The following is an 18,617-nucleotide window of genomic DNA, read 5'->3' as shown; positions in this document are numbered from 1 at the left end:
CCGGCTTTCCAGCCTGGAAAGCCGTTACTGTCCCGTCCCCAGCCGCTGTCCGACGCCGTCACGGCTCTGCAGCGCGCGCCACCAGCGCTCATTCTCCAGATACCATTGCACGGTTTTTGCCAGACCTTCCTCAACCGTCACACTTGGCCGCCAGCCCAGCTCGGCGCGGATGCGCGAGGGATCAATCGCATAGCGCGCGTCATGGCCGGGGCGATCCGTGACAAAGGTGATTTGCGTGGCATAGGACTGCCCATCGCCGCGCGGGCGTTTCTCATCCAGAATGGCGCAGAGATGCTGCACCAGTTCCAAGTTGGAACATTCATTCTCGCCGCCGATATTATAGCTGCGTCCCAGCTGGCCCTTTTGCAGCACCAGCAAAAGCGCATCGGCGTGATCTTCCACATAGAGCCAGTCGCGCACGTTTGATCCATCGCCATAGATCGGCAGCGGTTTGCCCGCCAGCGCGTTCAGGATCACCACCGGCACCAGCTTTTCCGGGAAATGGAACGGACCATAGTTGTTGGAACAATTGGTCAGCACCACCGGCAGCCCATAGGTCTCGGCCCAGGCGCGCACCAGATGGTCAGAGGCCGCCTTGCTGGCGGAATAGGGCGAGCGCGGATCGTAAGCCGTCTCTTCGGTGAACTGCACGCCTGGGTCGCTGGGCAGCGAGCCATAGACCTCATCGGTCGAGATATGATGAAAGCGAAACGCCTCTGGGCGGCCTGCCTCAACCCAGTATTTGCGCGCCGCCTCCAGCATATTGAAGGTGCCGGTGATATTGGTCTCGATGAAATCGCCGGGGCCGTCGATCGAACGATCCACATGGCTCTCGGCGGCCAGATGCATCACCGCATCCGGGGCATAGGCGGCAAAGATCCGCTCCAGCGCTGCGCGGTCGCGAATGTCCGCCTGCTCAAAGGCATAATTGGGGCTCTCCGCCACCGCAGCCACATTCTCCAGACAGGCGGCATAGGTCAGCGCATCCAGATTGATCCCCAGCTCGGCCAGCCGCTGCCGGTTCCAGCATTCGCTGAAAAAACCATGTGCATCACCAAAACGCGGCGGCGTCAAAACCAGAAGACCCGCTAAAGCTGTCGCTTCAATATTCAAAAAAATTACCTGTCACATAATGCTCAAGTCAGCTCATATCCGACTGCAAAAAATTTAGAAGCCAAAGTAAGCGCCCGGTTTGGGGCACATGTCTTGGCAGGTTTCGCTGGCCCAGTCTGCTGACCGGGTCTGAAGTGTCAGCGAAGGAGACGTAGCTTATTGGGTATTTTTGCAGCATTTTTGCGATATATGCGGTCGACGGTGCATGCATTTGGATGGGGCCAATCTTGCGCGGCTTGCCTTGTTTACGATGGCTCAAATAGATGGCTGAAGGACGGGGCTGAAAGAGGGGACGCTGATGCACTTTGGGTGCCGCTGGGCCATTTCGCGCGAGGGTGATCACCGGTTGTAATACTGGCCAGACCGCCAAAAAGCCTAGGGCAGGGCGGTTGTGGTGATCAGTCGTTAGGCGAACTGTGCATTCGTATAGATTCTTGTTAACCATTGGTGAAAAAAACGTTTAAAAGTATATTAAAAATCGCTATGAGTCGCGGCAGTGGTACGGAAGATTTTACACAAACACTTTATTGATAGTATTTAATGAGCAGGGTATTTGGCATGCAAGATATAGATGCGCCGACACGAACTGGCGCCAGGCCTCTCTTGATAGAAGCCGACACGGCGTATGTTCCTTGGACTTACAACAATTTTGGCAAACGAGCCGCTGATATCTTGATCGTTTTGCTCTCGGCGCCTGTCGTTCTTCTTCTTATCCTCCCGTTTTTAATGCTGATCTCCCTTGATGGCGGCAGGCCGTTCTTTGCCCAGCAGCGGGTTGGACGTGGTGGGAAAACTTACCGGATGTGGAAACTGCGCTCGATGGTTATGAACGCCGACACGCATCTTGCGGCCTATTTGGAACAGGATAAGGGTGCCTCGGAGGAATGGGCGAAAAATCAAAAGCTCAAAAACGATCCGCGGATCACCAGAATTGGACGCTTGATTCGCAAGACATCCATCGATGAGCTGCCACAGCTGTGGAACGTCCTTAAGGGAGACATGAGCCTTGTCGGACCTCGCCCTATGATGGTTGACCAAAAAGCGCTGTATCCGGGCGAAGATTACTATGCCTTGCGTCCTGGAATTACCGGCCTTTGGCAAGTCAGCGCACGAAACGAAAGCACTTTCGCTGAACGGGCGACATTTGATGACCAGTACTTCCGGGATCTCTCGCCAAAAACGGATTTTTCTATTTTGGTTAAGACTGTGTCTGTTGTCTGCCGGGCGACCGGGCACTAGTGATGCAAAACAGGTCAGTCATGTGCTGATGCAGAGTTCATAGAAGAGTTGACGATATGGGCCAGAGAAAAAAGATCCTCGCTGTGGCATCTGGGGGTGGGCATTGGCAGCAGCTGATGCAGCTGACCGACGCTTTTGAAGGCCATCAGGTACGTTTTGCAACAACCCTGAAGGGCCTGCCAGAAGAGTTTGGCGTTTCTGACTTTGTGTTTTTGACAGACTGCAACCGGCATTCAGTGCTGAGCATGGCCAAATCCCTGACCAGTGTGATCTTTCAACTGGTGAAATACCGCCCAGATGTTGTGGTATCGACGGGTGCTCTTCCGGGGGTTATGGCGTTGTCCGTTGGGCGTATTCTTGGCGCGCGGACGCTTTGGATAGACAGCATTGCCAATGCCGAACAGATGTCTTTGTCCGGTAAGCTGGCAAAGCACGTTGCGCATGAATGCCTGTGCCAATGGCGCCATGTCGCCGAGGCAAACGATACAGCCTATGCGGGGGCGATTCTTTGATTTTCGCAACGGTCGGTACGCAGTTGCCATTTCCGCGCCTGTTCGAAGCCTTGTCATCTATTGCCCGCCAATTGGATGAACCCATTCTAGGGCAAACTGCCGAGGATCAGACCTGGCCGGATCTTGAAACGCATCGCTTTCTTTCGCCGGAAAAGTTTGGAGACTGCTTCCAGTCGGCACGGGTTATTGTCGCGCATGCGGGAATTGGCACGGTTTTGTCGGCTCAGCGTTGGCAAAAGCCGCTTATCATTATGCCGCGCCGCTTTGACCTAGGTGAGCACCGCAATGACCATCAACAGGCGACTGCAAAGCAAGTCGGTTCATTGACCGGTGTCTATGTCGTGTCAAATGCTGAAGAGCTTGGAACGTTGCTAAAGGTTCAAGACCTTACCCCGGCCAGCAGCCAGAGCAGCAAGGGTAAATCCGATCTGGTCGACTATCTGCGCAACTTTATCTCAGCGGCTTAGATCTGCGCGATTTTTACGCATGGTCGTAGCATGACACACGCCTCGAGGGTGCTTAATCCGTTACGGTGGCACCAGTGTATTCTTTATTCCAGCAGGTAGATCGGACATAGAGCTGGGTAACGAGAGTCGCGATTACCAACACTGGCCAGGCTGAACACAAGACCACGCCAAACAGATAGAAACGGCCCGACTTGTTTCCTTCAGAGAGGCCTTCAATACATGTCATCAGCATGAAGAGAGCCGTCGCTGAAACGTAAGATATAATCAAGATGTGGGTGAAAACCATGCTCATAACACTCGCATTATCTAAACGTATAGAATCAAAAATATCTGCGTATCGATGCGCTAAATAGGCCAAATTCGCACCAAGAAGTCAACAGTTCCTAGATTGGGGTCGGATTGTGTCTTAAATCAGCACAGAGTGGGCCGAGAGCAGGGCGAAAACATGGGGGTGCTTATGTTCCTTTTGTCAGAACATGGTCTAAGCTTCAGCGCATCCGCAAGCGGGCGTTTGTTGCTGGAAACGGGGTAGGGCGCTTGGATCGAACGGCGCGCCGTGCCCGCCGCTGACTTCGGTCATAAGGGGCTCATGTCGAAAAGAAACGACGCGAACAAGTGTGACGTGCAGATACGGATGCAATTCAGCCCGTCCGATCAAATTTACAGCGTGATCTCAGTTCCTATTACCTGCCTTCTACTTCCTCTGAGATCAGCTTTCGAACGACACTGACTGGCAGGAACATCCGCAGCGGGTTCGATGCGAGCGACAGAAAGCCGTAGCTTTCATATAGTGCCTTGCGGCGAGCGACGCGGTTGGGTTCACCGCAATCGAGAACGTCAAGCATTACCACAGCAACGCCGATGGCATCTGCGGCAATTGCAATTCGACGGAGGGCATCGACAAGCAGGTCGCCGCCATAACCGCCCCCACGGAATTTCTGATCACGCCCGATCATCGAAATGTATGCGGCGGGGATGTTCCCATGCGAAGGCCGGGTCCGCGCGAACTTTGCAGGTAAATCCGTATAAAGAATGGCATGTGCGTTCAGGGCATAGAACCCGATGACTGTACCAGAGGGGTCGACCATCACATAAAGACGGACATTGTCCGCTTTGGCGAGCTTGTTGGCAGTCTTCTGGAAGTAGTTGTCGACCTGGTCGACACCGCAAGAAAAAGCCGCTCGATCATGTCTCTCTGGATCGAACGGCTCAATGGTGTAGGTCGTCTGTTCTAATGCCGTCATTTACTGCGAGACTACAGTTTTGACGTGTCGGCGGAAGGCCGAACGCAGTGCGTCAGTTGGCGCCGCCGGGGTATCGAGTGCCGAGAAAAACGCCTCATGATCGACCGGCTGCAGTGCCGTGCGTTCATGCGCTGCAATCGTTGCCAGCGCTGCCTGGTAGGCGGCATTCATAGTGAAGACGGAATCGTCGACGCCAGACAGCGCCGCCGCCTGCTGAATCGCGGTCTTGATGCGCGGTTTGGTCCGGAAATTCATCCGGGCCTCGTTACGTTCATTGATCGCGCGCGTTGTGTCATGGAAACCGAGCATGGCCGCCTCCTATTTTTCTATCAGATATGTACGTCAATTTAACGTACATTTCAAGCGCTCGGTTTGGAAAGTTCTTCGAAAGTAGCGTTCTAACCCGAACCGCCGATCCCCTTCGGTGAAGGAACCCGCGTCATCCTCACTGACGATCTCTAGCCACGGTATTGTCACGTTGTTGGTGGCTGATCGTGAAGCATTGAAGGGAGCTGTATAATGCCGCAATTTCAGCGACGTAATCGGCCCAGAGTCTGAACGCATCGCAACGGGCGTAACGTATGAAGTTGCGGTGAGTTGATAGCGACACCCCAGCGTCGTGATATCGGGGTCTTCAACGCTCATGGGTCACCCGGCCGTCGAACAGTGTCAGATCTACCTCCAAGGCCCCGATCCGGTCCGCCTGCGTCGTCTCGATATTGTCCGACAACAGGGCAAGGTCCGCTTTCATGCCGGGCCGGATCATGCCAGTCAGATCTTCGGCATAGCCAACATAGGCCCCGTTTCTTGTGTAGGCCGCCAGTACATCATGCAGGTCGAGCCGTTGGTCAGGCAGGCCCTCGGCCCAATTCTGCCGCGTCATCGCAGCCTGAATACCGGCAAGCGGAGAGATCGGCACAATCGGCCAGTCCGAGGAAAAGGCGACCGTCGCACCCGTGTCGGCGATGGTGCGCCAAGCATAGGCCATCCCCGCCCGGTCGGTGCCGATCCCCGTGGTCGTCTCATCCTCGCGGACAGGCGCGTGCGGCGGCTGCATGGAGGCGACGACACCCAGTTCGGCAAAGCGCCCCAGATCGTCCGGGTGCAGCATCTCCACATGCTCGATCCGGTGCCGCCGGTCGCGCGGGCCGTTGGCCTTGGCCGCCGCTTCGTATCCGTCCAACGCCAGCCGCACCGCTGCATCGCCGATGGCGTGAATGGCGATCTGCATGCCGCGCCGGTCGATCTCCACCGCTGCCGCGATGAAATCCTCGCGCGTAAACAGCATGTCCCCCCGGTGGCCGGGACGGTTGGCGTAAGGGTCGATCATCACGGCTGTGCCACTGGCGATAACCCCGTCCAGAAATATCTTCACGAAACCGCAGCACAGTGTGTCGCCCACGAAATCCCGCGTCATTGCACTAGCGCGATCCAGTTCCGACAGCTCCATTTCCGCCGTTAGGTGGAACGGTACCCGCACCCGCGAGATCAGATCGCCCTCGTCTTCGATCTCGCGCAGGACCTCCAGCATATAGCGGTTGCCGTCCATGTTGTGCATCGATGTGATGCCGCGCTGCGCGGCATGGCGCAGACCGACCTTCAGGGTCTCACGGTCTTCCTGACGCTCTTTTTCGGTCGGGGGTACAGGCGGTTCGATCCCCGACATGCCCAGCGACTCGCGTCCGCCCAGATTGCGCAGGTCCAGGATCGGCAGCATCGCCAGCTTCTCGTGCAGCTCGCCCGTGGCTTTGCCGTCCGTGCCCATCACCACTTCATTGCCGCGCGGCAGATCACGCCCCTCTAGCAAACCCGCGGCCTCAAGCGCTGCGGTATTGGCCCAGGCGGTGTGGAAGTCATAGGCCATGATCGCCAGCGGACGGTCGGGGCAAAGTTCGTCCAACGTGTGCCTATCCAGGGGCCGATCCGGGCCAAGAATCGCATAGTCTGCACCCTGTCCCAGTAAGAGCGTGAGGTCCGGATGGGCCTCCGCGTAATGCTTGACTGCCGTTCGAAGCGCTTCCAGGCCGCTGACGCGATCGGCACGGATCACGGTTTCGTTGTAGCCTCCCATGAAAAGATGTACGTGCGATTCCACGAAACCCGGCAGCAGCGTTTGGCCATCGGCATCAATCCGGCGTGTATCCGGCCCCGCCAGAGCCGTGATCTCGGCATCAGAACCCACGGCAACGATCCGGTCGCCGCTCACCGCGACTGCGGTTGCGCGGGGCGTTTCGGGGTCCATCGTCAGAACGCTGGCGTTGGTGAATACGAGGGTCGGGATCATGCAGTTTCTCCTGTCTGACGCAGGCGCGTCGCGGCCAGCGTGGCGTCGTCGAAGACGTAGTTCAAGAATGGCGTTATCCGCTGCGACAGCATTACCTTGTGATCCGCCAGCGTGGTCTGTGGTTCCGTGATCAGGGTCAGGTAGCAGGGCATCCAAATGTCGTGCAGTACGGTCGCGAGATAGTGGATATCCATCGGCGTGCCTGCGCGCGTGCACATCTCGTAAAGCGCAAGACGTTCCTCAATGGCCTCGATCAAAAGGCGATTGTTGTTGCGAAACCGCTCTGAAAGGTCGGCGTCTGGCCGCCGGATCACCGAGGCTTCGGCATAGCGCCATATCCGCCGCGACGCGATATCTAACGTCTCCTGCGAGATCTCCAGGCACAAATCCAGGACGAGGCTGGCCAGCGGCACCCCATCCTGCTGCGGCTTGCGTGATCCGCTCTCGCGCTTGCGCTGGCTGCCCTCTTCGATGATGGCGACAAGGATGCCGTCCTTGGACCCGAAGTAGTTGAATACCGTGGGCGCCGACACGTCGCAGGCTTCGGCGATGTCCGCGATCGTGGTCGCATCGACGCCCTTTTTCTCGAACAGCTCGATTGCCGCCGCGATGATATCGTCCCGGCGCCGGGCTTTCTTGCGATCACGCAATCCGGGTTCTGCATCTATGGGCATCTGACACTCTTCATTGCGAATAATTTTTATCTCAGTAAAAATTTTTATTGACTAAAAAAATATTGTCAATAACTTTTGATCAATTCGCAAGGATACCGCACATGCTCGACATACGTTCGCTTTCAAAGAAATTCGGCTCAGGCGCGGGTGCCTTTCACGCGCTGAAGTCGATCGACATCACCATCGAGGAGGGTGAATTCTTTACTCTCCTCGGACCGTCCGGCTGCGGGAAGACGACCCTGCTGCGGATGATCGCCGGTTTTGAACAGCCCAGCGGCGGGCAGCTGGTGCTGGATGGCAAGGACATTGCAACGATCCCGCCGAACCACCGTCCCGTAAACACCGTGTTTCAAAGCTATGCGCTGTTTCCGCACATGACCGTGGCGCAGAACGTCGCCTTCGGGCTGGAGGCACGCGGCACCAATCCGGCGGAGGTTGCCCCGCGCGTGGATGAGATTCTCGAAATCGTGCAGATGGCGCATCTGCGCGACCGCAAGAGCAGCCAGATGTCCGGTGGCCAGCAACAGCGTGTGGCCCTTGCGCGAGCACTGGCCCCACGCCCGCGCATTCTGCTGCTGGATGAACCGCTCTCGGCACTGGATCTCAAACTGCGCAAGCAAATGCAGTTCGAGCTCAAGCGCCTGCAGGGCGAGCTGGGGCTAACCTTCATCTTTGTCACTCACGACCAGGACGAAGCGCTGACCATGTCGGACCGAATTGCAGTGATGGAAGGTGGGACATTGCAGCAGGTAGCCAGCCCGCGATCGCTCTACGATCATCCGGCGAACCGCTTTGTTGCCGAGTTCATCGGGGAGGCGAATTTCCTGCCAGGCACCATTGTGGACGGCAAGCTGTTTCTGGCCGGAAGCCCACCCGTGCCGCTGCTACGCGAAAAGAAGAGCAGGGGGGCCGTTGCGGTTATGATCCGCCCCGAACAGGTTGTCGTTGGTGCCACTTCTGAAAAGGCCATCACGCTCGATGGTCGGGTCGAATCGCTGGTGTTCTCGGGAACCGATACACATGTCAGCCTACGACTGCAGAATGGCACGACCCTCAGCCTGCGATCCCCAAACACTTCCCACGCAGGGACGGCTCTGGCGGATGGGCAGGCCTTGCAGGTATCCCTGCCCATCGACGCGCTGCACGTGCTGCCGGAGGAAACTGCGGATGCCGCATGACGCCCCCGCCAGCGAAAACGCCCTGATCCGTGAAGAGACCCGGCGGCGCTGGTCGCTTGCGCTGCCTGCGCTGACAGTGATCACGCTGCTTTCGATCGTGCCGCTGGCCGTCATGGTAGCCTATTCCTTCATGCAGGCAGGCCAGTACGCCGGTGTCGAGCCGGGTTTCTCCCTCGATGGGTGGCAGGCGGTGTTTTTCGAACGCGACTTCTTTGACGACAGCCTGATCCCGGCTACCGCGCATCTGACAATCCTGGGCCGGTCCATCGCGCTGGCCTTGGCCACCACTGCTCTCACCTTTGTCTTCGGCATTCCAACCGCATGGTTCATCGCAACACGCCCACCATCATCGCGCGGGTTCTGGATGTTCCTCATCACGGTGCCGTTCTGGACGAACCTGCTTGTCCGCACCATCGCGATTCAGGAGGTGATCCGCGCCGACGGCACGCTCAACCGAGTTTTGTTGGCCACAGGCATCATCGACGAGCCGCTACAGATGATGTTCACTAACGGGGCCGTGCTGGTTGGGATGGCCTATGTCTACCTGCCGCTGATGGTACTACCCGTCTATGCCGCGATCGAGAAGTTCGACTTTCGACTATCCGAAGCCGCTTATGATCTCTACGCCTCGCGGCTCTACTGCCTGCGCCGGGTGGTGCTGCCGCTGATGTGGCCGGGCATCGTCGCGGGGTCGATCTTGGTCTTTATTCCCGCCCTTGGCGCCTATGTCACGCCACGCCTGATGGGCGGGGGACGTGCGATGATGTGGGGCAATCTTATTGATCTGCAATTCGGACAGGGCCGCAACTGGCCTCTGGGCGCCGCACTGTCGATCACTTTGACTCTCGTCGTGTTGGGCGCGCTCATCTGGTACGCCCGCCGCACCGCGAAAAAGGATCACGCCAATGGCTGAGAAACGCTTCGACGTCACCCATGTCCCCGGTGCCGCGCTCATTGCGGGTGTCACCTTTCTGGCCCTCTACGTTCCTGTACTGATCCTGGTGGTGAATGCCTTCAACGGCGGCGACATGGCAGGCCAGTGGGAGGGCGCATCGCTGCGCTGGTTCGCGGCGGCGTTGGACAACACGGCCTTCCGCAATGCCGCGCTCAATTCACTAATCGTGGCAGTCAGCGCGGCCACCGTCGCGACCGGCCTCGCCACCATGGCTGCGCTTGCCGTGTCTCGTGGGCGGCCCGTCAAGGGTCAAGGCGGCATCTTCATCATCCTGAACCAGCCCTTGCTGGTGCCTGAGATCGTCTTTGCCATCGCCCTCATGATCGTGCTGGCGCGGCTCAAGCAGGTGACCGGCTATCAGGGCCTCGGCTATGTCATCGCGGCGCATACCACCTTTTGCATCCCCTTCGCGTTCCTGCCGATCCGCGCGCGATTGGCGGGCATGGACCTGACGCTGGAAACCGCGTCGATGGACCTCTACGCCAGCCGGTTCTACACCTTCCGGCGCGTCACTCTGCCCCTGCTGCTGCCGGGTATCCTCGCCGGTTTCATGCTGGCCTTCGTGATTTCGCTCGACAACGTCGTGGTCAGCAGTTTCGTCAAATCGCCGGGTCAGGAAACCCTGCCCACCTACCTGATGAGCGAACTGCGTCGCAATCTGACCTCGGAAATCTATGCAATCTCGGCGCTGCTGCTCTTCGCCAGCATCTCCATCGTCGCTGCGTCGTGGGTCGTCACCCGCACCAAGGAATAACCAAGAAGAAACCGCCACCCCCATCCAACATCGGAGGCTTTTCCATGAAACTTATCCCCACCCGTGCGGCACTTGCCGCAGGCCTGGCCATGCTCGCGCAGTCCGCCACGGCCGAAGGCAACCTGAACCTCTACAATTTCGGGCTCTACACCCCGCCCGACCTGCTGGAAAAATTCTCGGAAGAATTCGACGTCGAGGTCACGTTGACGGATTTCGGTGCCAACGAAGAGGCCATCGCGCGCATTCAGGCCGGCGGTCATGGCATGGATATGGCTATCATCAGCGGCTACTTCATTCCCGCCTATGTCGAACAGGGCCTGCTGATGGAAAGTAACCCGCCCGAAATGGAGAACTTCAAGAACGTCGCGGAGCAGTGGAAATCCATCCCCACCGACCCCGAGCGCAAGTACACCGTGCCCTGGGTCTGGGGCACCACTGGCGTCATGGTCAATACGAAGGTCTATGACGGCAATATTAACACCGCCGCAATCTTCCTCGACCCGCCGGATGAACTCAAGGGCAGCATCAACCTGGTGCCATCGATGAACGACACAATCGATATGACCTTGGGATACATAGGCGCAGAAACCTGCACCACCGACCGCGAAAGTCTCAGTAAGGCGCGCGATCTGCTGCTCAAGGCCAAGGAGAATTGGGCCTCCGTGGACTATCCGTCCTTCGAGAAGTTCATCAACGAAGATCTCAACGCCTCGGTCTTCTGGAGCGGCGGCGCCGCCCGTGTGCGCGGCCTTAACGATGGCTTCGCCTATGGCTGGCCGGAAACCGGCTATATGAAATGGATGGACAGCGTCGCCATCCTTTCCGACGCCGCCAATGTCGAGAACGCGAAGCTGTTCATGAACTTCATTATGGCACCCGAGAATGCCGCGATGATCTCCAACTATACGATGTACAGCAACGGCATCGTGGGGTCTGAGGAATTCATGGACCCCGAGCTGGTCAAAGCACCCGAACTCAATGTGTCCGAGAACCTGGAAGGCGCGGCGATCGAACAGACGCTCTGCCCCCCCGAGGCGCAAGACCTCTACACCCGGATATGGACCGAACTGACACGGTGATTTTCATTTGGGATCGGCGAAACACAACCGCCTATCCTATCGCAGATCGGGCCTCGGGTGTTCTCCGTGAGGATAGCGTTTTGCGCCGCAGGCGTCGGCTAGGCGATTCTTGGTATTCTCAATGGTTCCTTTCTGCCAGGGCGAAGAGGGATCACAGAACCAAGTCTGGGTGCCAATCTCCGCTTGTAGATGCGGCGAGCTGACGAAATCGTAGCCTCGGTCGAAGGTGATGGACTTGCGGTGTTCGGTCAGGTACCACCAGAACCCCTGGGTTCTGTGATAATCTGTCTTATGTTAAATAATAGGACCGTATTCGGTAGGGGCCAATAGCCTTTGATCGCAAAATGACGCTCACCCTGCCTGACTGCATAAATGCCCGTTCTTGATGTTGTTTCTGATAGCGCCGGGCATCAGGAACGTCGGAAGCTGAATATGTTCTGGTCTCGGGGCCGCTATTACCAGAGCGGGCAAGGATCTATCCTATCTGGACAGCTTTAGACCCACACGAAACAGAAGACGGCGCAGAATCCGCATATGACGCGCCGCGCCTAAAAACAGAACGTCACAGGTGGTCTGAATAATCCGTGGTCGCGTACCGAGATAGGCCGCTTCCAGTGCTGCGCGACAGTCATAAAAGCTCTGCGAGCGATGCCCCCTACTAAGGTGCTGGACATGCCAATTGATCACATAGGCCTGCAAGTCGCGTTGCCATGCCCGGATGCAAAGATCGGTACCATAAAAGTGGAATCCTGACAGATCTGGGTGCGGGGTAACCCGGTGTGCTCCGTTCAAGATCAGCAGGTTTTCGTCCAGGCTTTGCACGGCTGTGGGCAGGTTCGGGGTAAGATGGCCTGGGCCACTGTGGGGATCACTGATGCAGGCGGCAAAACCGCCAATGCGCGAAAAACCTGCGTTCCCGGCAATAGCCCAGCCCGGATCCTTGGCGGATAATTCCGCCAAACGGCCCTGCAGATCGTCAAAACTGTCGACCGCACGCACATCTTGATGGGCCACGATCAGGTAATCACAGTCCAGTCTTTCCCAGAATTCGGCAATGCCCGAATAGGGATCACCCTGGTTGGTGACACTGTTGTCGACAGCGTGAAAAAGTACCTCGGGTTCCGAAAAGCCAGCAGCGTGGAAGCTGTCTTTCATCTCCTGGTATTCGGCAAAATCCGTCACGAAGGTCGCAATAGCAAGCTTTGCTGGTATTCTGGCCATCACGCCCTCTTTGCAATTGGCTTATTCCCTCGTTCGAGGGGAAAATTTCACATATAACAGCGGTCTATCGCAAGATTGGTTTCGAATCTACCGCAGGTTTTTTCGATGTTTGGCCGGATCTTCTATTGTCCTGCAATCACCCCAAACATCGCTTTATCCATGTTTGCCATGGGTAATCTGACGCAGACATATCAGCCCCATTGCCGGGGCCAGGACCGCAGCTGCACACAGGCCATAAATGCTATCCCAACGCGCAAGCCCCATGACCATCACACTGATCCCCAGGAAGGCGGCGTAAAACCACAGGGAGGCCGATTCGAACCGGAAGTGGTGCAGCCGATATGAAAATCCGATCAAAATCGCCGCCACCAGCAGGGTAAAACTGCCAAAAGCGATACCCACTCCGACAAGGCCAAAAGGCGCAAAGAGGGTCCAGCTGACGGCAACAAAGGTAACATTGCGTACGATCGTGACGGTGTTGATCACGGCGGCCTGCTTTGTGGTGATGAACAAAAACCGTAGCGGCCAGGTCGGCAACAACACCAAACTGCCCAAGAGCATCCATTGCAGCATCTCAACCGCAGGTCGGAAGCTTGCATCATACAGCAGCGTCAGCACCAGATCGGTGGCACCAATCAAGGCAATCAGAACCGGCCCCCCAATCGCCAAGAGAATTTGCATCTGCTCGTTGATAATTCCGTCCACCGGGGCCTGCGCCTTGACCGTTTGGCTGAGTCTTGGGGTGAATTCGGCCTCCATCGCGGAAATCAGATACATCAGATAAACGGTTGCGATGAGAAACCCGGCCTGGAAATAGCCCACATATTCCAACCCAAGCTTATCCAGGATCATGGCCCGCAAGAAAAGCATGGCCCCCAAGGCAAAAGAAACCGACAGCACGATCGCATATCCCATCTGGAAGAGATCCCACCATTTGCGCCAGAACTCGGCAGAAAGCACAAAGCGCAATAAACGCCGAACCGACAGGCGCGACGCCCGGAAGATGATGTAGGCTTTGACCAGGTTGTCACAGAGCAATAGCGCCACAACGCCATAGATGATGCCAGAGGTGCCCAGGACCAAGATACAGGTGATCATGGCCGTGGTTCCCAAGGCAGCGCTGAATCCCATCGCCCAGGCCAGACTTGAAATGCGGCGCTGACTTTGCAGGATATACCGCATGAACTGGCCCAGAACCGTCAAGACAAGTCCGGCGCCCAGCAGGGGCACGATCACGCCAATGGGTTGTGAAATTCCTGCCACATCAAAAAACACGGCCGCCAGCTGATCGCTGAATAGTAGCAGCATCAGGGCAACCAAAAGGGCCTGCAGCCCGCCCGCAATAAGCAAAACTGCCTGTACGCGCCAAACCGCAACCGGATTTTGGTGATGGCCGGCAAGCAATCGAACACTGCTCTCGCCCAGCCCCAAGGCGGCCGCGCTGGCAAAGGTTTGAATGATACTGGTATATAGGCCCAAGATGCCGATACCCACTGGGCCAAAAAGCATGGCCAGCAGCTTTACGCGCCCGATCCTTAGTACGATCTCGACAAAATTGGCGCTGCCTAGTTTGGCGATGGCAGCAAATATCCTAGAGCGTGAGTCAGTGGTCATTTCAGGGGTGGCCATTAGTATATGTTGAGCGCATTGCGCTTGAGCCGTCCGTAAACCCGGCCCGTGATATGCCACAACCCATTTGATGTTCCTGGTTGTTTCGGGTTGGCAACCGCACCCCTTGGCTGGTAGCCAAAGCGTTCAAAATCTTGGGCGTAGAACGCGTTGATTTGCTGTTGGTCTTCTGGGGGCAGCGGGATTGTTGTGGGGTCGGCTGTATTCACCCTGGGCACCAATTGCGGATCAATTGGGTCCATTTCTGCCACCTCTGACAGCCACTGCGCAAAGGCTTGAAAGCCATCCTCAAGGGCAAAAACCTGCATCTGGGGTTGGACATAGGCCGACTGGGGCAGCAAATGCCCGTCTAAAACAGAACTCCGCTGAGAATAGACCCCCTGAAAGAACTGAAACCAGGATGAAAATCCCAGGCGCCGCACCCATGACTTGCCGTATTTCTTGCGCCAGCGATATTCGCTTAGCAGGCGATCTTCGGGGTGGCGGGTAAACATGAAGGCGGCATCATAAAACTCGGGGTTGATCAGACCGTTGGTGGCAGCGGCCGGCAAATGCTGAGGCGATGTTACCTCCCATTGGCGCCGACGCGCTTGGCGCGCCGCAGGATAAGCCACCTTCAGGTCGACGGCAGATAAGACGACCGTGCCACCGATGGCGTCAAAAAACTCTAGCAAACTGGACCCTGCAGTCTTGGGCACATGGGCAAAATATATCACTTTGTGATTAAGCCGGATAAGTGGCATGGAACTTTCTTTCTAATGAGTTTGCTTCCGAGAACTGGCCCGAGAAATTGACCAGTGTGCATCCAATTTATAGGTGGGGCTTGGGTTCGTTGCAGGATGCCTTTTTCTCTTCAACCTGTCGGGCACGCCGACCTTAATAGAGGTCGCTGGAATTACACCCAAAGCTTGGTAACCGTTCGCACATGGCAGCGATTTGAACTTGCTTGATGTCGCCCTTGAAATCAATCCCTTCAATGACCTGGGGCAGGCCAGCCCGGGAATTATCGCAATGCATCCAAAGGTGTTAAAAACAGCTTCACCCAGTTTCATTTGCTGAAGCGGCCCACAATAGTGCCTGTTCACGGTACCGCCTATTGGTCAGCTTCGATAGCGCCGATATCAGGTTTGAGGCGGGGCCGCCCAAACAGGTCCGTCGGCAATGCATAGAGTGTATCACCCGCATCGATAATCGCCGCCCCCGATTTGGGGGCAAAGCGGTCCTCATATGGGGCCACCAGGTCACGGGCAGGGTAGCTCCCCCAATAATTGCCTGCGGTGTAGATCTTGCTTTGGTCTGTGCTGTCATGGTGGAGCATGCGCACCGCGTAGTTGTTCACCACCACGCCTCCCACGCTGGGCCTGCCATCCTTGTGGGGGCTTAGGCCGATCCAGGGGCGTTTCCGGTTGCCTGGCTCACGGCTATGCAAAACGGTGTTATGGCGGATCCAGGTATTGAGGCCACCGGCGATGGTGATACCATGATAGGCGCTGACCCGGACCACGTTGTTTTCAACTCGTGTATCCTGAAACATCCCATCAAAAAAGCCGATACCCTGTAGCGAACAGCCAAACGCAGGGCGTTGCTGGTTGGGGCCTTGCTCTAGCCATTCAATAATCACGTTGCGTTGAATCTGTAAGCCAGTCACCACGCCCTTGCCTGGACGGCGGTCTTTTCCCAAAGACCAGGATTGAATGCCATCGGCGTGATTGTTGTCGACCTGCACACAGTCGCGGATCAGATTGTCTGCCACCACAGAATGATCGCCAAGGACCCTGATCCCATCCCCGGAAAAACCGGTGATCTGGTTGTCAATCAACTGCGCCCGGGCACCAGTCGCTGCAAGCGCCATGTACAGCCCGGTGAAGCGGCTTTCTTGCATGACCATATCGGTCCCGCGCAAAAGCGCGCCGTTGATCTTTCGCGCAGTCCAGTCAGCGGCGCTCCACCTTGCGTAGCCAGAGGCCGCTTTCACACCACGAAATTCCAGATTGCGAAACCGCAGGTTTTTGCTTTCGGGATCTGCCAGAAGCAGGGTCTTGTGCGCCCCAGAGGTTTGCGGCCAGAAGGCCAGCCCATTCACCACAAATCCTGAAACACGCTGCAGTTTCAGCCATGAAAAATGGGCCTGAGCCCCGTCATGGCCAGGGCCTTGCAGGGTAAGAGGCGGATCAAAATGCAAACCGGACAAGTTCTGTTCTCCATATGATCCGGCGGCAAGGTAAAGGGTATCCCCGCCCCGAAGCAGTCCCGAGGCAAAGGCGGCCTTCAGGCTGCCCCAGGGTGCAGAGGCCGCGCCCGTACCCGGTTCCGCCCCTGTGGCCGAGGCAGGATCAACATGATAATTAGCCGCGTTCAGTGGCAAGGCGGCACAGAGCATCAGCCCGTGCAAAACGAGAAAGACGCCTTTATAGAACTTCCGCATAACCTGCCCTTTTTTTCTTGCATGACATGTGCAAAATTCCTGCAAAACTACCCAGAGAGGGTGCTTCAGGCTTATTATATTGAAGGAGCCTGCAAAACCATGGCTTGTTAGGCACTCAGCGCAGTGGTGTAAAAATGGCGCTTCAGGCAGTCTGACCACTTTGCCAGAAGTGCGTCATCCAATATTACCCAAAGCTCGATACATTGAAGGAGCGCCACACAGAATGTCCCGCTACACCCGGTTTCCGCCAAAGGCGCAGTCGTCCAAAGAGCCCCTGCCCGCATCGCGCAGCCGCGCAGGGGACCTGACGGAAAACGGACCCAGCCGGGCAGCGCCGCAAGGTCGCGATGCGGCGAGCGCACCATCAGCCCGGCACCCTGTCGTGGCGAATGACCGGCTTAGCCCGATGGTTTGGATCTTCCTGGCCAGCCTGCTTATCCCGATCCTCTTTTCTGTGGGCAGTCTGAAGCTGGCCCCGGTACGGATCGTTTTGCTGATCGCGGTGGTGCCGGTGCTCATCGCCTGGATCTCGGGTAAATGCGGGCGCATTCGCTTGGCTGATATCTGGCTTCTGCTTCTTGCCTTTTGGATGTTTGTCACCTTCAACCTTGATGGTGGCCACAGCACCTTTCGATACTCGATGTTGACGGTTATCGAGGTGATCGCCCCCTATCTCTTGGCCCGCACCTATATCCGCAGCCAAGCGCAATACGAGGCCTTGCTACGCATCTTGTTCTGGATTGCAGTGATCCTATTGCCTGCCGCAGCGATTGAATCGTTTACCAAAATACGCATCTATAACATGATCGTTGATCCAATTTTTTCGACCTTTCCCTGGGCAAACTACGAACCGCGACTGGGGCTTTACCGCGCACAAACGGTGTTCGAACATCCCATTCTCTATGGCGTAATGGTTGCCTTTTTTACCTTGCCCGTCTTTACGTTGTTTCGCCAAAGCAATGGCTGGGCTGCAAGTCTTCTTCGCACCAGTCCAATCCTGTTGGCGACTTTCTTGTCTCTCTCGGCCGGGGCATGGATGGGGGCAATTCTTCAAGCTTTGCTTTCGCTTTATAAGATCATTTTGCGAAATGTGCCTTGGCGCTGGTGGCTGGCACTGGGGGGCGTCATCACGCTATATTTCGTGGTGCTCTTTGGATCAAACCAGCCAGTATTTCAGTTCTTTTCAGGAAAACTAGCCTTTGATTCGCACACGGCCTATCATCGTTATCTGATCTGGATCTACGGCTGGGAAAACGTTTGGCAGGCGCCTCTCTTTGGTCGGGGCCTGGCGGATTGGGATCGGCCGATCTGGCTGTACAGTCCCTCGATAGACAATCTGTGGCTTGTCTTTGCAATCCGTCATGGCCTGCCTGGGTTGATCTTTATATTGGGTGCGTATGTTACGGTTGTCTGCACATTGATCTGGGCGCGACCTCAAAGCGAAACAGTGCGCGCCTATCGAGAGGCCCTGGTCTTTGCACTGATCGGTTTGGCTGTTGCGCTTGTCACTGTGCATCTATGGTCTGCGACGTTCAACTTCATCATTTTCATGCTGGGCGCCGGGATGTGGATGAGGGACGTGCCGCAAGAGGATGGCAGCTCAAGCGCCGATCCTGCCACCGATCAACGGCGTGGCGCTGCACCAAACACGCCGATCACAGCCCGCGGCGGACACTTGCGACCGGTAAATTCCAGAACAACAAACAACAGCCCGCGCAATCGCAGCTGACCTGAGCCCCAAGTTTCCTCCACCTAGCGGAGAGTCCTTGGGGTTGGTTTGATGGCCCTACGCGGCCAGTTTGTCCATCGTTCTTTTCTCAGCAAATTCTCTGGGCGTCAGGTT

The 18,617-nt window shown here is 56.7% G+C and carries 17 protein-coding genes and 1 pseudogene; 8 read left to right on the top strand and 10 right to left on the bottom strand.

Features of this window, described 5'->3' with window-relative positions:
• Positions 1-24: 24 nt before the first annotated feature.
• Entirely contained in the window at positions 25-1,113 is a 1,089-nt protein-coding gene (gene rfbB / locus P2081_RS17670; protein ID WP_278924193.1) for a dTDP-glucose 4,6-dehydratase, read from the bottom strand.
• Positions 1,114-1,671: 558 nt separating this feature from the next.
• On the opposite strand from rfbB, the gene P2081_RS17665 reads away from it, so the two are divergent.
• The 3 genes from P2081_RS17665 to P2081_RS17655 are packed head-to-tail and all read left to right on the top strand — an operon-like array spanning position 1,672 to position 3,331.
• Entirely contained in the window at positions 1,672-2,352 is a 681-nt protein-coding gene (locus P2081_RS17665) for a sugar transferase (RefSeq protein ID WP_278924192.1), read from the top strand.
• 56 nt (positions 2,353-2,408) lie between these two features.
• Complete coding sequence (locus tag P2081_RS17660; RefSeq protein ID WP_278924191.1) at positions 2,409-2,864, top strand: glycosyltransferase family protein; 456 nt, start codon at positions 2,409-2,411, stop codon at positions 2,862-2,864.
• Positions 2,861-3,331 carry a glycosyltransferase gene (locus P2081_RS17655; RefSeq protein WP_278924190.1) on the top strand — a complete coding sequence of 157 codons (471 nt, stop codon included), beginning with the start codon at positions 2,861-2,863 and terminating at the stop codon, positions 3,329-3,331. Before P2081_RS17660 ends, P2081_RS17655 begins: the two co-directional genes overlap by 4 nt.
• Positions 3,332-4,014: 683 nt before the next feature.
• Here P2081_RS17655 and P2081_RS17650 read toward each other — a convergent pair.
• The 4 genes from P2081_RS17650 to P2081_RS17635 form a co-directional block, all read right to left on the bottom strand.
• Complete coding sequence (locus P2081_RS17650; RefSeq protein ID WP_278924189.1) at positions 4,015-4,575, bottom strand: GNAT family protein; 561 nt, start codon at positions 4,573-4,575, stop codon at positions 4,015-4,017.
• A complete protein-coding gene (locus tag P2081_RS17645) occupies positions 4,576-4,884 on the bottom strand; it encodes a type II toxin-antitoxin system TacA family antitoxin (protein WP_278924188.1) in 309 nt (102 codons plus the stop codon).
• A gap of 325 nt (positions 4,885-5,209) precedes the next feature.
• Positions 5,210-6,859: an amidohydrolase gene (locus P2081_RS17640; protein ID WP_278924187.1), complete on the bottom strand. Its 1,650-nt coding sequence runs from the start codon at positions 6,857-6,859 to the stop codon at positions 5,210-5,212.
• Positions 6,856-7,533, bottom strand: a complete 678-nt coding sequence (locus tag P2081_RS17635; protein ID WP_278924186.1) for a TetR/AcrR family transcriptional regulator — start codon at positions 7,531-7,533, stop codon at positions 6,856-6,858. The genes P2081_RS17640 and P2081_RS17635 overlap by 4 nt, the downstream gene beginning before the upstream one ends.
• Before the next feature lie 101 nt (positions 7,534-7,634).
• Here P2081_RS17635 and P2081_RS17630 point away from each other — a divergent pair, with 101 nt between their 5' ends.
• Genes P2081_RS17630 through P2081_RS17615 form a run of 4 tightly spaced genes read left to right on the top strand, consistent with a single transcriptional unit; the run spans position 7,635 to position 11,499 of the window.
• Positions 7,635-8,711, top strand: coding sequence for an ABC transporter ATP-binding protein (locus P2081_RS17630; RefSeq protein ID WP_278924185.1), 1,077 nt, complete (start codon positions 7,635-7,637; stop codon positions 8,709-8,711).
• Positions 8,701-9,624, top strand: a complete 924-nt coding sequence (locus tag P2081_RS17625; protein ID WP_278924184.1) for an ABC transporter permease — start codon at positions 8,701-8,703, stop codon at positions 9,622-9,624. The genes P2081_RS17630 and P2081_RS17625 overlap by 11 nt, the downstream gene beginning before the upstream one ends.
• Positions 9,617-10,420: an ABC transporter permease gene (locus tag P2081_RS17620; protein WP_278924183.1), complete on the top strand. Its 804-nt coding sequence runs from the start codon at positions 9,617-9,619 to the stop codon at positions 10,418-10,420. The genes P2081_RS17625 and P2081_RS17620 overlap by 8 nt, the downstream gene beginning before the upstream one ends.
• 44 nt (positions 10,421-10,464) lie before the next feature.
• A complete protein-coding gene (locus tag P2081_RS17615; RefSeq protein WP_278924182.1) occupies positions 10,465-11,499 on the top strand; it encodes an extracellular solute-binding protein in 1,035 nt (344 codons plus the stop codon).
• A gap of 102 nt (positions 11,500-11,601) precedes the next feature.
• Here P2081_RS17615 and P2081_RS21335 read toward each other — a convergent pair.
• The 5 genes and pseudogenes from P2081_RS21335 to P2081_RS17595 all read right to left on the bottom strand — a co-directional run.
• A pseudogene (locus P2081_RS21335) lies at positions 11,602-11,739 on the bottom strand (IS30 family transposase); the annotation flags it as partial.
• Between the two features lie 240 nt (positions 11,740-11,979).
• Complete coding sequence (locus tag P2081_RS17610) at positions 11,980-12,720, bottom strand: hypothetical protein (protein ID WP_278924181.1); 741 nt, start codon at positions 12,718-12,720, stop codon at positions 11,980-11,982.
• Between the two features lie 153 nt (positions 12,721-12,873).
• Positions 12,874-14,334 (bottom strand): MATE family efflux transporter, encoded by a 1,461-nt coding sequence (locus P2081_RS17605; protein WP_278924180.1) that lies wholly within the window; start codon positions 14,332-14,334, stop codon positions 12,874-12,876.
• Between the two features lie 14 nt (positions 14,335-14,348).
• Entirely contained in the window at positions 14,349-15,092 is a 744-nt protein-coding gene (locus P2081_RS17600) for a sulfotransferase family 2 domain-containing protein (RefSeq protein WP_278924179.1), read from the bottom strand.
• A 350-nt stretch (positions 15,093-15,442) separates the two neighbouring features.
• Complete coding sequence (locus tag P2081_RS17595) at positions 15,443-16,774, bottom strand: right-handed parallel beta-helix repeat-containing protein (protein ID WP_278924178.1); 1,332 nt, start codon at positions 16,772-16,774, stop codon at positions 15,443-15,445.
• 28 nt (positions 16,775-16,802) lie between these two features.
• Between P2081_RS17595 and P2081_RS17590 the strand changes: the two genes are divergently transcribed.
• Positions 16,803-18,503, top strand: a complete 1,701-nt coding sequence (locus P2081_RS17590; protein ID WP_278924177.1) for an O-antigen ligase family protein — start codon at positions 16,803-16,805, stop codon at positions 18,501-18,503.
• Positions 18,504-18,617 lie beyond the last annotated feature (114 nt).

Origin of the sequence: Pseudophaeobacter profundi (assembly GCF_029697505.1) — a bacterium.
GTDB classification, from domain to species: Bacteria; Pseudomonadota; Alphaproteobacteria; order Rhodobacterales; family Rhodobacteraceae; genus Pseudophaeobacter; species Pseudophaeobacter profundi.
Note: the sequence above shows the minus strand (reverse complement) of the source record. Positions and strands in the feature narration are given on the sequence as shown.

Bases quoted from the DNA above. Each gene is read 5' to 3' on its own strand.
- P2081_RS17665 (WP_278924192.1), top strand. From the start codon at position 1,672: ATGCAAGATATAGATGCGCCGACACGAACTGGCGCCAGGCCTCTCTTG.
- P2081_RS17660 (WP_278924191.1), top strand. From the start codon at position 2,409: ATGGGCCAGAGAAAAAAGATCCTCGCTGTGGCATCTGGGGGTGGGCAT.
- P2081_RS17650 (WP_278924189.1), bottom strand. From the start codon at position 4,575: ATGACGGCATTAGAACAGACGACCTACACCATTGAGCCGTTCGATCCA.
- P2081_RS17645 (WP_278924188.1), bottom strand. From the start codon at position 4,884: ATGCTCGGTTTCCATGACACAACGCGCGCGATCAATGAACGTAACGAG.
- P2081_RS17640 (WP_278924187.1), bottom strand. From the start codon at position 6,859: ATGATCCCGACCCTCGTATTCACCAACGCCAGCGTTCTGACGATGGAC.
- P2081_RS17635 (WP_278924186.1), bottom strand. From the start codon at position 7,533: ATGCCCATAGATGCAGAACCCGGATTGCGTGATCGCAAGAAAGCCCGG.
- P2081_RS17630 (WP_278924185.1), top strand. From the start codon at position 7,635: ATGCTCGACATACGTTCGCTTTCAAAGAAATTCGGCTCAGGCGCGGGT.
- P2081_RS17625 (WP_278924184.1), top strand. From the start codon at position 8,701: ATGCCGCATGACGCCCCCGCCAGCGAAAACGCCCTGATCCGTGAAGAG.
- P2081_RS17620 (WP_278924183.1), top strand. From the start codon at position 9,617: ATGGCTGAGAAACGCTTCGACGTCACCCATGTCCCCGGTGCCGCGCTC.
- P2081_RS17615 (WP_278924182.1), top strand. From the start codon at position 10,465: ATGAAACTTATCCCCACCCGTGCGGCACTTGCCGCAGGCCTGGCCATG.
- P2081_RS17610 (WP_278924181.1), bottom strand. From the start codon at position 12,720: ATGGCCAGAATACCAGCAAAGCTTGCTATTGCGACCTTCGTGACGGAT.
- P2081_RS17605 (WP_278924180.1), bottom strand. From the start codon at position 14,334: ATGACCACTGACTCACGCTCTAGGATATTTGCTGCCATCGCCAAACTA.
- P2081_RS17600 (WP_278924179.1), bottom strand. From the start codon at position 15,092: ATGCCACTTATCCGGCTTAATCACAAAGTGATATATTTTGCCCATGTG.
- P2081_RS17595 (WP_278924178.1), bottom strand. From the start codon at position 16,774: ATGCGGAAGTTCTATAAAGGCGTCTTTCTCGTTTTGCACGGGCTGATG.